Origin of the sequence: Streptomyces sp. NPDC059454 (assembly GCF_042749965.1) — a bacterium.
GTDB lineage: Bacteria > Actinomycetota > Actinomycetes > Streptomycetales > Streptomycetaceae > Streptomyces.
In genome coordinates this window covers 34,079-47,290 of sequence record NZ_JBHYVC010000013.1, presented here as the reverse complement: position 1 = coordinate 47,290, position 13,212 = coordinate 34,079, and the positions used below count along the sequence as shown (strand labels likewise).

At 74.1% G+C, this 13,212-nt stretch carries 15 protein-coding genes; 6 read left to right on the top strand and 9 right to left on the bottom strand.

Translation table 11 applies throughout. The features are described from left to right. Positions 1–39: 39 nt before the first annotated feature. Positions 40–1,197 carry an ROK family transcriptional regulator gene (locus tag ACFXAE_RS12220; RefSeq protein ID WP_384712050.1) on the bottom strand — a complete coding sequence of 386 codons (1,158 nt, stop codon included), beginning with the start codon at positions 1,195–1,197 and terminating at the stop codon, positions 40–42. A gap of 56 nt (positions 1,198–1,253) precedes the next feature. Between ACFXAE_RS12220 and ACFXAE_RS12215 the strand changes: the two genes are divergently transcribed. The 3 genes from ACFXAE_RS12215 (at position 1,254) to ACFXAE_RS12205 (ending at position 4,456) form a co-directional block, all read left to right on the top strand. Beyond that, on the top strand, positions 1,254–2,330 hold the full coding sequence (locus ACFXAE_RS12215) for a Gfo/Idh/MocA family oxidoreductase (RefSeq protein WP_384712046.1): 1,077 nt from the start codon (positions 1,254–1,256) through the stop codon (positions 2,328–2,330). Then, entirely contained in the window at positions 2,327–2,830 is a 504-nt protein-coding gene (locus tag ACFXAE_RS12210) for a heme-degrading domain-containing protein (protein WP_384712043.1), read from the top strand. Before ACFXAE_RS12215 ends, ACFXAE_RS12210 begins: the two co-directional genes overlap by 4 nt. A 240-nt stretch (positions 2,831–3,070) precedes the next feature. Next, a complete protein-coding gene (locus ACFXAE_RS12205) occupies positions 3,071–4,456 on the top strand; it encodes an erythromycin esterase family protein (RefSeq protein WP_384712040.1) in 1,386 nt (461 codons plus the stop codon). A 182-nt stretch (positions 4,457–4,638) separates the two neighbouring features. Here the strand turns inward: ACFXAE_RS12205 and ACFXAE_RS12200 are convergent, their stop codons facing one another. From ACFXAE_RS12200 to ACFXAE_RS12185, 4 genes are all read right to left on the bottom strand, one after another. Further along, positions 4,639–5,496, bottom strand: a complete 858-nt coding sequence (locus ACFXAE_RS12200) for a fumarylacetoacetate hydrolase family protein (protein ID WP_384712037.1) — start codon at positions 5,494–5,496, stop codon at positions 4,639–4,641. Positions 5,497–5,768: 272 nt separating this feature from the next. Further along, positions 5,769–6,485, bottom strand: coding sequence for a YidC/Oxa1 family membrane protein insertase (locus ACFXAE_RS12195; protein WP_384712034.1), 717 nt, complete (start codon positions 6,483–6,485; stop codon positions 5,769–5,771). A gap of 104 nt (positions 6,486–6,589) precedes the next feature. Beyond that, positions 6,590–6,904, bottom strand: a complete 315-nt coding sequence (locus tag ACFXAE_RS12190; protein ID WP_384712031.1) for a DUF6412 domain-containing protein — start codon at positions 6,902–6,904, stop codon at positions 6,590–6,592. A 153-nt stretch (positions 6,905–7,057) separates the two neighbouring features. After that, positions 7,058–7,819 (bottom strand): hypothetical protein, encoded by a 762-nt coding sequence (locus ACFXAE_RS12185; RefSeq protein WP_384712028.1) that lies wholly within the window; start codon positions 7,817–7,819, stop codon positions 7,058–7,060. A 156-nt stretch (positions 7,820–7,975) separates the two neighbouring features. Between ACFXAE_RS12185 and ACFXAE_RS12180 the strand changes: the two genes are divergently transcribed. Together ACFXAE_RS12180 and ACFXAE_RS12175 are read left to right on the top strand one after the other, a co-directional pair. Continuing rightward, the gene (locus ACFXAE_RS12180; RefSeq protein ID WP_384712025.1) at positions 7,976–8,989 is read left to right on the top strand and encodes an SEC-C domain-containing protein; all 1,014 of its coding nucleotides are present in this window, start codon (positions 7,976–7,978) and stop codon (positions 8,987–8,989) included. Positions 8,990–9,083: 94 nt separating this feature from the next. Further along, on the top strand, positions 9,084–9,542 hold the full coding sequence (locus ACFXAE_RS12175) for a DUF3592 domain-containing protein (RefSeq protein ID WP_384712022.1): 459 nt from the start codon (positions 9,084–9,086) through the stop codon (positions 9,540–9,542). A 19-nt stretch (positions 9,543–9,561) separates the two neighbouring features. On the opposite strand, the gene ACFXAE_RS12170 is transcribed toward ACFXAE_RS12175, so the two are convergent. The 3 genes from ACFXAE_RS12170 to ACFXAE_RS12160 form a co-directional block, all read right to left on the bottom strand. After that, positions 9,562–10,398: an MBL fold metallo-hydrolase gene (locus tag ACFXAE_RS12170; protein WP_384712019.1), complete on the bottom strand. Its 837-nt coding sequence runs from the start codon at positions 10,396–10,398 to the stop codon at positions 9,562–9,564. Between the two features lie 312 nt (positions 10,399–10,710). Beyond that, complete coding sequence (locus tag ACFXAE_RS12165; RefSeq protein ID WP_384712016.1) at positions 10,711–10,902, bottom strand: hypothetical protein; 192 nt, start codon at positions 10,900–10,902, stop codon at positions 10,711–10,713. Positions 10,903–10,959: 57 nt separating this feature from the next. Further along, the gene (locus tag ACFXAE_RS12160; protein WP_384712012.1) at positions 10,960–11,406 is read right to left on the bottom strand and encodes a MarR family winged helix-turn-helix transcriptional regulator; all 447 of its coding nucleotides are present in this window, start codon (positions 11,404–11,406) and stop codon (positions 10,960–10,962) included. Positions 11,407–11,513: 107 nt separating this feature from the next. Here ACFXAE_RS12160 and ACFXAE_RS12155 point away from each other — a divergent pair, with 107 nt between their 5' ends. After that, positions 11,514–12,428: an alpha/beta hydrolase gene (locus ACFXAE_RS12155; RefSeq protein ID WP_384712010.1), complete on the top strand. Its 915-nt coding sequence runs from the start codon at positions 11,514–11,516 to the stop codon at positions 12,426–12,428. 130 nt (positions 12,429–12,558) lie between these two features. Here ACFXAE_RS12155 and ACFXAE_RS12150 read toward each other — a convergent pair whose 3' ends face one another. Beyond that, a complete protein-coding gene (locus tag ACFXAE_RS12150; protein WP_384712008.1) occupies positions 12,559–13,074 on the bottom strand; it encodes a hypothetical protein in 516 nt (171 codons plus the stop codon). Positions 13,075–13,212: the final 138 nt, after the last annotated feature.

The following is a 13,212-nucleotide window of genomic DNA, read 5'->3' as shown; positions in this document are numbered from 1 at the left end:
ACCAGCCCCTCACAGCGCGCAAGCGCCGAAGGCACCCGCTCAGGCGTCCCCCCGCCCGAACAGTGGAGCCAACAGCAGCTGGGCCGCCCCCTCCGCGACCCCCTGCACCCCGCCGGGCGCCACCCGCACCGGTACGCCCCCGCCCCCGTCCCCGCCGCCCTCACGCCGGGCACGGGCGGCGAGGACGGCGCCGACCCCGTGGACGAACGCCTCGGGCGCGGCGGCGACGGTGCGCCCGCCGAGAAGCACCAGGTCGATGTCGAGCAGCCCGACGAGGTTCGCCGCCCCCGCCCCCAGCACCCTGGCCGCCTCGGCGAGGTCGCCGCGGGCGACGGCGTCCAGGCACAGGGCCTCGACGCACCCACGCGCACCGCAGGTACAGGGCCGCCCGTCCAGCTGGATGACCTGGTGCCCGAACTCGCCGGCACCGGTCCTGGCCCCCCGGTACACGCTGCCGCCGATCACCAGCCCGGCCCCCAGCCCCGTACCGAGGTGCAGGTAGGCGAAGGAGCCGCCCTCGCCGCCGACCGCCAGCCCCAGTGCCGCCGCGTTGGTGTCCTTGTCGACGACCACCGGCACGCCGAGCCGCCGCGCCAGCGCGTCCCGGAGCGGGAAGCCGTCCCACTCGGGGAAGCCGGTGACCCGGTGCAGTACGCCCCTGTCGTGGTCGAGCGGTCCGGGCAGCGCGACCCCCACCCCGAGCGGGGACCGGTTCGCCCCGGCCGTCCCCGGCGTCCGCAGCGCCCCGGCCGTCCCGGCCACCCGTGCCAGTACCGCCTCCTCCCCCGCGCCCAGGTCCAGCGGGGCCCGCCGCCGGTCCACCACCGTCCCGTCGAGGTCGACCAGCACCGCCCGCACCTCGTCCCGGTCCAGGTGGACGCCCACCGCGTGCCCCGCCTCCGGGACCAGCCGCAGCACCGTGCGCGGTTTGCCGCCCGTGGACGCCCGGTGCCCCGCCTCGGCCGCGAGCCCGTCCGCCCGCAGCCGGGCGGTGATCTTGCTGACCGCCTGCGGGGTGAGCCCGGTCCGCTCGGCGAGTTCCAGCCGGCTGATCCCCTCGGCTCCCGCGGTCCGCAGCAGATCGAGCACGAGCGCGGTGTTGTGGCTGCGCAGGGCGAGCAGGTTCACGCCCAGCGGAGCCCCGTGCGTGCCGTGCGTGCCGTGCGCCCCGCCGATGCCGTCGTTCGTCCTCTTCACCCGCTCATTCTCCCCGCTGCTTGCACTTTGGCAACAGCGTTGCGAAAGTAGGAGGCATGACTGGTACCCCCCTCCGCGTCGGCCTCGTCGGCTACGGCCTCGCGGGCTCCGTGTTCCACGCCCCGCTGATCGCCGCGACCGAGGGCCTCGCGCTCGACACGGTGGTCACCTCGAACCCCGAGCGGCAGCGGCAGGCCCGCGACGGGTTCCCGGACGTCCGCGTCGCCGCGGCCCCGGACGAGCTGTTCGCCCGCGCCGGCGAACTGGACCTGATCGTCATCGCGTCCCCGAACAGGACGCACGTCCCGCTCGCCACGGCCGCCCTGAAGGCCGGTCTCCCGGTCGTCGTCGACAAGCCGCTGTCCGGCACGGCGGCCGAGGCGCGCGAGCTGGCGGCGCTGGCCGAGGAGCGCGGCCTGCTCCTGTCCGTCTTCCAGAACCGCCGCTGGGACAACGACTTCCTCACCCTGCGCAGGCTGGTCGACGAGGGCGAACTCGGCGACGTGTACCGCTTCGAGTCCCGCTTCGAGCGCTGGCGCCCGCAGCTCAAGGGCGGCTGGCGGGAGTCCGGCGACCCCGCGGAGATCGGAGGTCTGCTCTACGACCTCGGCAGTCATGTCGTCGACCAGGCGCTGGTCCTCTTCGGCCCGGTGACCGCCGTCTACGCCGAGGCGGACATCCGGCGCGACGGCGCGCGGACCGACGACGACACGTTCATCGCGCTGACGCACGCCGGCGGCGTCCGCTCCCACCTCTACGTCTCGGCGACCACGGCCCAGCTCGGCCCGCGCTTCCGCGTCCTGGGCTCGAAGGCCGGCTACGTCAAGCACGGCCTCGACCCCCAGGAGGCCGCCCTGCGCGACGGCCTGCGCCCCGGCGCGACCGGCGCCGGCTGGGGCATGGAACCCGAGGAGCTGTGGGGCCGTATCGGCGCCGGGGAGTCCCCGGTGACCGGCGGCGGACAGCCCGTGCCGACCCTCCCGGGCGACTACCCCGCCTACTACGCGGCCGTGGCGAAGGCCCTGCTGACCGGCGCCCCCAACCCGGTGACCGCGCGGGAGGCGGCCGCCGCCCTGGACGTACTGGAGGCCGCCCGCCGGTCGGCCCTGGAGAAGGTGACGGTGACGCTGTGACCACCCCGGAGCAGACCCCGGAGCAGACCCCGGAGCTCACCCCGAGCGTGGAGGAGCTGGAGGCGCAGGAACGCCGCCTGGTCTTCCCCCGGTTCACGTACGACGACGCGTGGGCGCTGGGCTCCCTGCTGGTGGAGATGGCGCGCGAACGCCAGGCCCCCGTCGCCATCGACATCCACCGCGCGGGCCAGCAGCTCTTCCACGCCGCCCTGCCCGGCTCCGCCCCCGACAACGACGCCTGGATCGCCCGCAAGCGCCGGGTCGTCGAGCGCTACGGCTCCGCCTCCTACCTGGTGGGCGCCCGTCACCGCGCCAAGGGCACGACGTTCGAGGCGTCCTCCCGCCTGGACCCCGACACCTACGCGGCCCACGGCGGCTCCTTCCCCATCACGGTGGAGGGCGCGGGCGTCATCGGCGCGGTGACCGTCTCGGGCCTCCCCCAACTCCAGGACCACCAGATGGTGGTGGAGGCCCTGGAGCACTTCCTGACCCGCGCGTAGGCACTTTCGGGCCGCCCCCGGACCCCTCACGGACCGACCGCCGTGCCGGGTCCGGCGCCCCGCGCCACCAGGCCGTCCTCGTCGGCGCGGGGTGGTCCTGCCAGGTCCGTCCGGCGCTCGCCGGTACGGCGGAAGGCGCGGACGTGCTTCCTCCGCCCGACCGCCGCCCCGCCTGCGACGCTGCTCCGGCCGAGTGACACTCGGAGCGCGGTCCGACGTCGCGGCGGCGACGCTGGCGTCATGACACCCTTCATAGCGAGGCGGCTGGCTGCCGTGCTGCTCGTCTGGCTCGCCGTCGTGCCCGGGACGGCCGTGGCGGTCCCGGCCGGCGGGGACACCGGGGCCTCGGACGGACCTTCCACGACCGCCGGCGACGCGCTGTCGCCCCTGACGGAGGCCGCCCGCCCGCTGCGCACCACCGAGCCCTCGGGCCCCTTCGAGGACCTGCGCCCCTTCGGGAAGGCGGTCGGTGACGCCGTGGTGGTCGGTGTCGGCGAGGCCGCCCACGGCTCCCACGACTTCGTCGCCTTCCGGCACCGGGTGCTGCGGTACCTGGTCGAGGAGAAGGGCTTCCGCTCCTTCGTCCTGGAGGCCAACTGGAGCGCGGGGCTCCGCCTGGACGACCACCTGCTCACCGGGCGCGGCGACCCCGCCCGGATCATGTCCGAGGAGTTCCACAACGCCTTCCTGCTGCTGCACAGCCAGGAGTACCTGGACATGATCCGCTGGATGCGCGCGTACAACGTCGCCCACCCCGACGACCCGGTCAGGTTCGCCGGCAACGACAACGGTTACGCCGGCCCGGAACTGTACGACCGGGTCGTCGACCACGTCCGGCGCGCCCACCCCGACCTGCTGCCCGCCGTCACCGGCCTGTACGAGGGGCTGCGCCCCACCCTGCCCGTCGACGCGTGGATGCGCGCCGCCGTGGCCGCGCCCCTGGACGAGCGCCGCGCGCGGGCCGAGCGCACCGGCCGCGTCCTGGCACTGCTGCGCGCCCGCGAGCCCGCCGGGACGGGCGAGGACCACGCCTGGGCGCTCCAGCACGCCACCGTGATCGACCAGGTGGCGCGCCTGTACGCCTTCGACCTCTCCGACCCCCTGGCCGGGCCGAAGGCCATGGCCCACCGCGACACCGCCATGGCGGAGAACACCCTGTGGTGGCACCGCCACACCGGCCACCGGGTGGTGCTCGGCGGGCACAACAGCCACCTGTACACCAGGAGTTCCACGCCCAGCCTCCCCCTCCCCCAGGGATCGGTGCTCCGGCAGCGGCTGGGCGACGGCTACCTGGCGGTGGGGCTCTCCTTCGACCGGGGCGCCGTGCACGCCACCGCACAGGGCCTGCAGAACCCGGCCGACGACGACGTCAGGCGGTTCGCCGTGGAGCCCGCCGCTCCCGGCTCGGCCGAGCACGTCCTGGACCGGGTGAGCCACCGGAACTGGTACGCCGACCTGCGCACCGCGCCGCCCGCCGCCCGCGCCCTGCTGGACGTCACCCGGCCCAAACGGGAGATCGGCACCGACTACCCGCCGACCGGCGACCAGGTCAACCTGCTGAGGTCGATGGACCTGGTGGTGCACCTGGACGAGATCCGGCCGAGCCGCCCGCTCCCGCGCGGCTGAGCTCCGCCGGGCGGACGGGGTCGGACCGGGAAGCCGGAGGAACGCGTCCGGCTTCCTCGGTCCGAGCGGCTCCGCGTCCCCTTCCGGAACGACCGCTCGGGGGCGCGGGGAACCGCGCGACAAACCACAACGCACCCGCACCCGCACCGCAACTCCCCGCCCCCCGCCTCCCCCTCGGAGCGCTACGCCTGCTTGAACTCCTGCCGCTGCCGCCCGAGCCCGGCGATCTCCAGCTCGACCACGTCCCCCGCCCGCAGGTACGGCTTCGGCTCGGGCCGCCCCATGGCCACCCCCGCCGGCGTCCCGGTGTTGATGACGTCACCGGGATACAGCGTCATGAACTGACTGACGTACCGCACGACTTCCCCCACCGGGAAGATCTGCTCGGCGGTCGTCCCGTCCTGCTTCAGTTCCCCGTTGACCCACAGCCGCAGCGACAGGTCCTGCGGGTCGCCGACCTCGTCGGCGGTCACCAGCCACGGCCCCAGCGGGTTGAACGTCTCGCAGTTCTTCCCCTTGTCCCAGGTCCCGCCCCGCTCGATCTGGAACTCCCGCTCGGAGACGTCGTGCGCGACGGCGTACCCGGCGACGTGCGCGAGCCCTTCCTCCGCCGACTCCAGGTACCGCGCCGTACGCCCGATCACGACCGCCAGTTCGACCTCCCAGTCGGTCTTCACCGACCCGCGCGGCACCAGCACCGTGTCCTGGGGTCCGACGACCGTGTCCGCCGCCTTGAAGAAGATCACCGGCTCGGCGGGCGGCTCGGCCCCGGTCTCGCGGGCGTGGTCGTGGTAGTTCAGCCCGATGCAGACGATCTTCCCGATCCGTGCCACCGGCGGTCCGGTCCGCAGCCCCGTCCCGTCCAGCGCGGGCAGCTCGCCGGCGCCGGCGGCGGCCCTGATCCGGCCGAGCGCGGCCTCGTCGGCGAGCAGCGTCCCGTCGATGTCCGCGACGAGACCCGACAGGTCGCGCAGGGTCCCCTCGTCGTCGAGCAGCGCGGGCCGCTCCCGTCCCGCCGTGCCGACTCGCAGCAGCTTCATGATTCCCGTCTCCCTCGATCGCGGGTCCGCCCGATGGACACGGCCCGGTTGCGGCGGGGCGCAGCCATCGGAGGACTGGTCGATCCTCCGATCCGGCGTTCCACTCCGCAAGACCCCGTTCACGTACTGGACCGCGGAGAACCGCGCATCCAGCCCTCCAGCTGCCGACCGACGGCAGCCACAACCCCCAGGGGCGCGGGGAACTGCGCACCCAGCCCCCACACCCCCACAACCGTCAGCCCACGGCACCCCCGACTCGCCCCGCCCCGCGCTCAGCGGTACAGCACGGCCCGCTCCGCCACGCTCCACGTCGTACTGGTCACCATGTAGAGCGCGGCGGCCAGCGGCATGACGGCGACGGTGACGAGCGTGAAGAAGGACATGAACGGCATCACCTTGGTCACCGCCGCCAGCCCCGGCACCTGCTCCCCCTCACCGGCCGCGGGCATCGCGGGGCCGGCGGCCATCATCCGCCGGGACAGCCGGTAGCCGAACCAGGCGACCACGGTGACGACCGCGAACAGTCCGACGTACACGAGTCCGGGCCCGCCGAACACCCCGCCGTCCCCGAGCGCGTCCGCCCACCTGCCGCCGAGCGGCGCCTCGAACAGCCGGTGCCCGAGCAGCTCGTTGGGCCGCCCGCCGATCGTCCCGCTGGAGAAGAGGTGGTACAGCAGGAAGAAGGCGGGCAACTGGAACAGGCTGGGCAGGCACCCGGAGAGCGGCGACACCTTCTCGCTCGCGTGCAGTTCCAGTACGGCCCGCCGCAGTTTCTCGGGGTCGCGGCCGTGCTTGCGGCGCAGCTCGGCGATGCGCGGCTGGAGCGCGGTCCGGGCCTTCTGTCCGCGGGCGGCGGCCCGGGACAGGGGGTGGACGAGGAGTCGTACGAAGGCGGTGAACAGGACGATCGCGGCGGCCGCCGCGGAGACGCCGAACAGCGGCCGGAGCAGGTCGGCCAGGTGCTCGACCAGGCTGGCGAAGACGGACATGGGTGAGCCCTCCGGGGGTCTCGTCGTGCCGGAAGTACGCGATGGCGGCATGACGACCCGCAGCGGGGCGTGGTGAGCGTACGTGAACGTACGGAGGAAGTGCCCTACGCGGCGGTCGCCGGGAGGGCGTGTCCGGGTGCCCGGGGTCTGGTGCGCCCCCTGGCGTCGGGATCGCGCTGGGGCAGGAAGGCCGTACGCCGGTCACGGTCGCGTATGGCCGTACGCACCCGGGTGGGCGGCACGGCGGGCGCGCAGCGGGCGGCGAGGAGCGCGCAGACGGCGAGCGCGGTACCGGCGGCGGCGGTCGCGGCGAGCGCGACATCGACCACGGAGAGCCCGCCGGCGGCCGGCATCAGGAGCAGGAGGACCTGAACGAGAGGCAGGAGCACGGCGGCAAGCCGGACCGTCCGTCCGCGCATCACTCGCCCCCTCCCCTCAGCACCGTCCCCGGCCCCCACGGGGCCCCGCACCACCTCAACGTCCGGCACCACGCTACGGTTCCGCGGGCCTGACATCCACCGTACGGGCCGGTCCCGGTGCCCCGGTCGGCGTGCCGCCGTTCCCGCGGCGGCTCAGCAATCCGCCACGGGGACGGCGGTGACCGGTCCCTCGACACCGGCATCGGGATCGAGAATCCGGGTGAGGCGGTAGCACTGCTCGACCGGCGCCGACCCGTCGTCCTGGGACCGGTACCGGTCCAGGTGCCGGAAGAGGACGACGGCGACGACCGTCCGCCCCTTCCGGACGACGCTCCGCACGTCGGACCGGCTCTCGTCGCCGGGACGGCCGCTCGGATCGAGAGCACGCCGCAGACCGGCGCGCGTCAGCCCGGCCGCCTCCATGCCGCCCATCCGCACGCGCGCGAACCGCACCCGGTCACCGATCTCTCCGCTCCCCCGGCAGGCTTCGTTGTCCGACTCGGTGGTCGTGGAGGTCCATTCCGAACCGGGGCGCCGTGCGTAGGTGTAGGTGAAGCAGCGCTCCACCGTGCCCGGTCCGCCGGCGAACAGGATGGGCTTCTCCTCGTACACGGCGGACCGCGCGGCGACGGCGGTGAACACGCGCCGCTCCTCGTCGTACGCGATGACGGGACTCTCCGTGTGCTCCCAGATCACGCCCGTCAACGCGTCGGTGCCGGTCTCGCCGCTCCTGGTCAGCGCGTCGGCGGTCCGGTCCGCCGCCTCATGGGCCTGGCGGAGCAGCGAGTCGAGCGCGTCCTGCCGGCGCCGGTCGTTCTCGTGCCCGGTGTGCCAGACCGTGAACCAGAAGTAGGCCACCAGCGCGGCGGGAATCATCAGCAGCACCAGACACCCGTTGGCCAACGTCCTGCGCACGCCCCGCCCCCTCGGTCGCCTGCCCCTTGGAAGGGTAGGTCCGCCACGGCCGTCCCGTCCCCCCGACGACGACGGAACGTTCCCTTCCGGCCCCGGACCCCGCTCCGGCCTGCGGCCGTCTCACCTTTGTCACCCACCGGCAGTACGGTGTCCCCCATGCGCCCCGACACGCCTGCCGAAAACGTCGACCACACCGCCGAAGCCGCCCGCCTGGAGCGGACCGCCGACCTCTACCCCGAGGACGCCGAGGCCCTGCTGCTGCGGGCCGCCGCCCACCGCGAGCTCTCCGGCGACCGCCCCGCCGCGACCGCCCTCTACGACCGCCTGCTGGCCTCCTCCCGGGAACTGGACGACCCGTACCTGGTACGGGCCCTCAAGGCGTCGAACCTCTGGGAGTACGGCCACGAGGCGGAGGCCCGCGCGATCATCACCGGCATCCGCACGGCGGCCCCGCGCGATCCCGCCCCCTGGGTGATCGTCGCGGAGTCCCTGGAGTCGCACGACGAGCTGGAGCAGGCGCACGAGACGTTCACGGAGGCGGTGCGCCTCCTCCTGACCGGTGTCGAGGCGCCCCCGCGCGCCACCCACCCCCTCCTCTTCGGCCGCCACCGCGTGCGCAGGATGCTCGGCGCGGCGCACGACGAGTGGGACGCGCTCGCGGACACCGTCCACACCCTCCCGATCACCCTGGACGAGCTCCACGACCCGAAGCGGGTGTGGTCCCTGGGCTCGGAGAACCCCGTGGAGCTGGAGGCGGAGATCGTCCGCCTGCGCGCGGAACTGGGCGCGTACCGGGAGGCGTTGTCCCGCCCGTTCCCGGTGGCGGTGCTGCACTGGCCGGCCGGCGAGCTGGCGGAGCTGACGGAGGCGTACCCGTCCCTGGCGGAGGAGTACCCCTCCTACGAGGAGCACCTCGTGGCCATAGAGGCGGCGCTGCGGGAGCTGTCGGCGTCGGGCACGCCGAACCTGGGCATCGTCACGGGCACGGTCCCCTCGTACGAGGCCTTCGCCGCCTCGGAGCTCGCCTCCCCCGCAGACCCGGCCCTGCTGCCCCAGTACGCCACGACGCTGGCGGCCCGGGGCCGGGCGGTGGCGTGGCCCCCGGAGCGGTCGGCGGCGTGCTGGTGCGGTTCGGGGCGGGCGTACGGGGAGTGCCACGGCGCGGACTGACGACCGGCCGTGCGCCCGGGAAGCGCCACGGGGAACCACCCCGTGACCGCGCCCGTCTCCATGGAGACCTGAAGTCGGCTCCGGGGGGCGCCACATGGATCAGCCGTGGCTCACGATCGCACTCGTCATGGCCGCCGGTGCGCTGGCCCTGGGCATCTCGGTCCTGCGCGACGCCCTCCGCCGGCGCCGCGCCCTGCACCGCCTCGGCGTCCGGGGCGTCCGCACCCGCGGCGAGGTCGCCCGCGGCGCCCGCCGCGAGGGCCCGACCGTCCACCCCCCGCAGGTCCGCTACCAGGCCCCACCCGTGAACAACCTCGACGCACCGCCCACGCAGACCTACCGCAGCGTCCCCCTCAACCACGAGTCCCACCCCCTGCACGCCGGCATCCCGGTCGTCCTCCGGTACGACCCCAGGGACCCGCGCAGGACGGTGGTCGTCCACACGAAGGACGGGCGCCCGGGGAAGGTGTCGTACTCGGCCACGGCGAACCTGACCTGGGGGATCTTCTTCGTGCTGTTCGGGGTGGCCATGGGGGTGGGGGCGTTCCTGTAGCGGCCGCGGGGTGTGCGGGTCAGGCCGTCGCCCGGTCGCCGACGGTCACCCGCTCACCCGGGGCGCACCGCACCAGGCGTGCGTCGTGGCCCCGGCGCCCCGCCTCCGCGAGGAAGTCCTCCAGCGGGGAACGGAAGACCGTGTAGTCGCTGTGGTGCACGGGCAGCGCCCGTCGCGGGCGCAGCAGGTCGAGCAGGTCGGCGCCCTGCCCGGCGTCCATGGTGACCACCAGGCCGCCGGGCAGGGTCGTACCGCCGAGGTGCAGGACGGCCAGGTGGATGTCCGGGTAGCGTCCGGCGATCTCGCGCAGTCCGTCGTACATCAGGGTGTCGCCGGAGAGGTAGAGGACCAGCCGGATCTCCCCCGAGCGGTCGCCGAACTCCAGCATGCTCCCCATCACGGGCGGCAGCAGGACCCGCAGCGGGCCGGGCGCGTGGCGGCCCGGCAGCGAGGTGACGCGCACGGAGGAGTCCCCGTGCCGCAGGGTGCGGCTCTGCCAGGTGCGCAGCCCGGTGGCGCGCCGGAACCCGTACAGCCCCTTCAGCATACGGGCACCGTGCGGGGTGGTGACGAACGGCAGCCCCCGGTCCAGCCCGCGCCGCGCCACCCGGTCGAAGTGGTCGCCGTGCAGGTGCGAGAGCACGACGGCGTCCAGGTCCCCGTGGGGCAGCTCCGCCACGCCGACGGCGGGCTCGGTCAGCCGGCGCGAGCGGAGCCCGTAGCCGAGGTGGGCGTACTGCCCCCGGTGCAGGAAGTTCGGATCGGTCAGCAGCGTCAGCTCCCCGTAGCGGATCAGCAGGGTGGCGTTGCCGATGAAGAGGATCTCCGCAGTGCCCTCGGGCGGATGCTGCCGCACGGCCGGCTCCCTCCGTCGTTCACGGGTCCCGTGGGGGCCGGGTGAGCGGTGGGGGCGGTTCTACACCTCCCGGGGCGTGTGGTCCGGGGCCGACCGGTGTTCAGGGCGAAAATGAGGGTGGGGACGTTCCCGCAGTGGCTTCGGGGCGAGGCGTCCAGGAAGCGGACCCGGCCGACCGCCGTACCCCCGGAGCCGCCGCGCGTCCCCGCGCCATGATCCGTGCCGGTGCCTTCGGGAGTCACCCGGAGGCCGCTTCCCCCTTGGCTCGTCCCGGCGGAGCCCTCCCGGCCCGAACGCGTCCGCCGGGTCCGGTCAGTCGCCCGCGCGCAGCACCAGCCGCACGACCCCCTTGACTCCTCGCCAGAGCCAGCCGAACAGACCTGCCCCCGAAGCGAGGTCGACGGCGTCCGCGGCAGGCTCCTTCCAGTCCCTCCCCGAGCGGCACCGGGAGCAGGAACGGGGCCAACTGCGCTTGCGCGCACCGCACTTCTTGCACATCGCCATGCCCTCATTCTCCCCTGCCGCCGCACCCCTCCCGCAACGTGGCCGACCTCGCGACCCTCAGCCCGGCCGGCCATGGGAGCCCGCCTCGAGGGCCACGCGAAGGGTGGCCAGGGTCGAGGCGACGCGGGCCAGGTCGTCAGGGGGAACCGTCGCGGTCAGCGAGGCGAGTTCGCTCTCGACGACGGGGCGGGAAGCGGCCAACTGCTCCTCGCCCTCGGGCGTGAGGCGGAGGACGGACGAGCGACGGTCCTGGGGGTGCGCGACCCGCAGGCACCAGCCCGCCGCCACCAGCCGGTCGACCGCCTTGCTGACGGCCCCCACGGTGATCGCCAGCTCGCCGACGATGTCGAGCACGCGACACCCCGGCACGCGGTCGATGACCTCCAGGAACTCGAACTGCCCGAGCCCCAGGCCCCGTTCGGCGCGCAGCCGGGCGTTCACCGCGTTGTAGAGCCGGGTCTCGACACGGACGAGATCGACAAAGACAGAAGTGACGTGGCCCACACCAGCCTCCAATGGATTCCTGGGAATCGTCTTCCTCGGAATCCGGTTGGCGTCGGACAGATGGATTCCCAGGAATCCATCCTCGCACTCGACTCGTGGAGGCCCGCATGTCCCGACAGCAGCGCAAGGCCCTGGACGCCGTACTCCGTTCCGCCCCCCGCGGCGAGACACAGCCCACTCCCGAGAAGCAGCGCGACGATTTCAACGCGGTGCTCACCCGCCCCGCGCCGGAGGACGTGGTCACCCGCAGGACCGTCCTGGGCGGGCGGCCGACCCTGGAACTGGAGCCGACCGAAGCCTCCGGCCGTGGTCGGCTGCTCTACCTGCACGGCGGCGGCTACGTCGTCGGCTCACCGGACACCCACGCGGGGCTGGTCGGCGAACTGGCCCGTCGCGCCGGGCTGCGAGCGCTGTCGGTGGACTACCGGCTGGCACCCGAACACCCCTTCCCCGCGGCCGTCGACGACGGGCTCGCGGCCTACCGCGAACTGCTGGCGGCGGGCACCGACCCACGGGACCTCGTCATGGCCGGCGACTCCGCCGGCGGCGGCCTGACCCTCGCCACCCTGCTCGCGGCCCGGGAGGCCGGACTGCCGCAGCCGGCCGCCGTGGTCGTCTTCTCCCCCTGGACCGACCTCACCCTCTCCGGAGAGAGCATCCGCTCCAAGGAGGACGCCGACCCCATCTTCACCGAGGCCGACATACGCGCCTACGCCGATCTCTACGTCGGCACGGGCGACCGGACGCACCCCCTGGCCAGCCCGGTCCTCGCCGACCTCACCGGACTGCCCCCACTCCTCGTCCAGGTCGGGGCGAACGAGGTCCTGCTCGACGACGCGGTCAGGCTGGCCGCCCGCGCGGGCGCCGCCGACGTCGAGGTCACCCTCGAAATCGGCCCCGGCCTCCCCCACGTCTTCCAGCACCACTACGGCCGGCTCGACGAGGCGGACGCCGCACTCGACCGCGCCGCCCGCTTCCTGACCGCCCACCTGAACGCCGACCGCCCCGAACCGGCCCACTGACGCCGGCCCCGACGGCCTCCGCACGGATGTCGGCGGCACCGCCGCCCGCGTAAGCACCGCCGCCGACATCACGCGTCCCGCTCCCCGTATCCGCGCGCCTCATGTCCCCGTGGACCGACAGCGCAGGACCTCAGTCCCCGACGTCGTCCAGGGCCGACCGGGCCGCCACGGTGAACTCGCCGATACGTTCGGAGAGCCGGGCCACTTCGACGGCGTGACGCTCCACGAAGCGGACGTTGCCGTCCGGGGCGTTCGCCGACGCGTCACGGAAGGCGAGCAGGTTCGTCTGCGTCGACTTGAGCGTGGTGTAGACGTTCCGGGCGGTCTGCTCCACCGCCTCCGGCCCCTCGACGGCAAGATTGGCCCACGCGGCCTGCGCGAGCGCCAGCTGTCCTTGCGCCTGCTGCAGTCTGCGATCGACCTCCTCGGTGTCCCGTTCGCCGATGAACGCACGCCCGGCCGTCTTCAGAGCGTGCTGGCACTCGGACGCCGGAGCGAGGAAGGCACTGTAGGCGTCCCGACGCACCTGCCTGCGCCAGTGCGCATGCTCGGCCCTCGCCTGGGCCTGCACCTGCTGCCGCGCCGACCACCCGGTGATCGCCGAGGCGAGGACGGTCCCTGCTACACCGACCGTCGCTCCTAGCAACGCCGCTAATCCTTGATCCACGAGAGGTGTGTCTATCGCATACGCCAGCGGTAGACCATGGGGTCACCTGGATCAATGACCAAGCCTGGCGCACAGGTCCGCCGAGCAGCACCAGGTCGTCCGCCACTGCTTCCACTG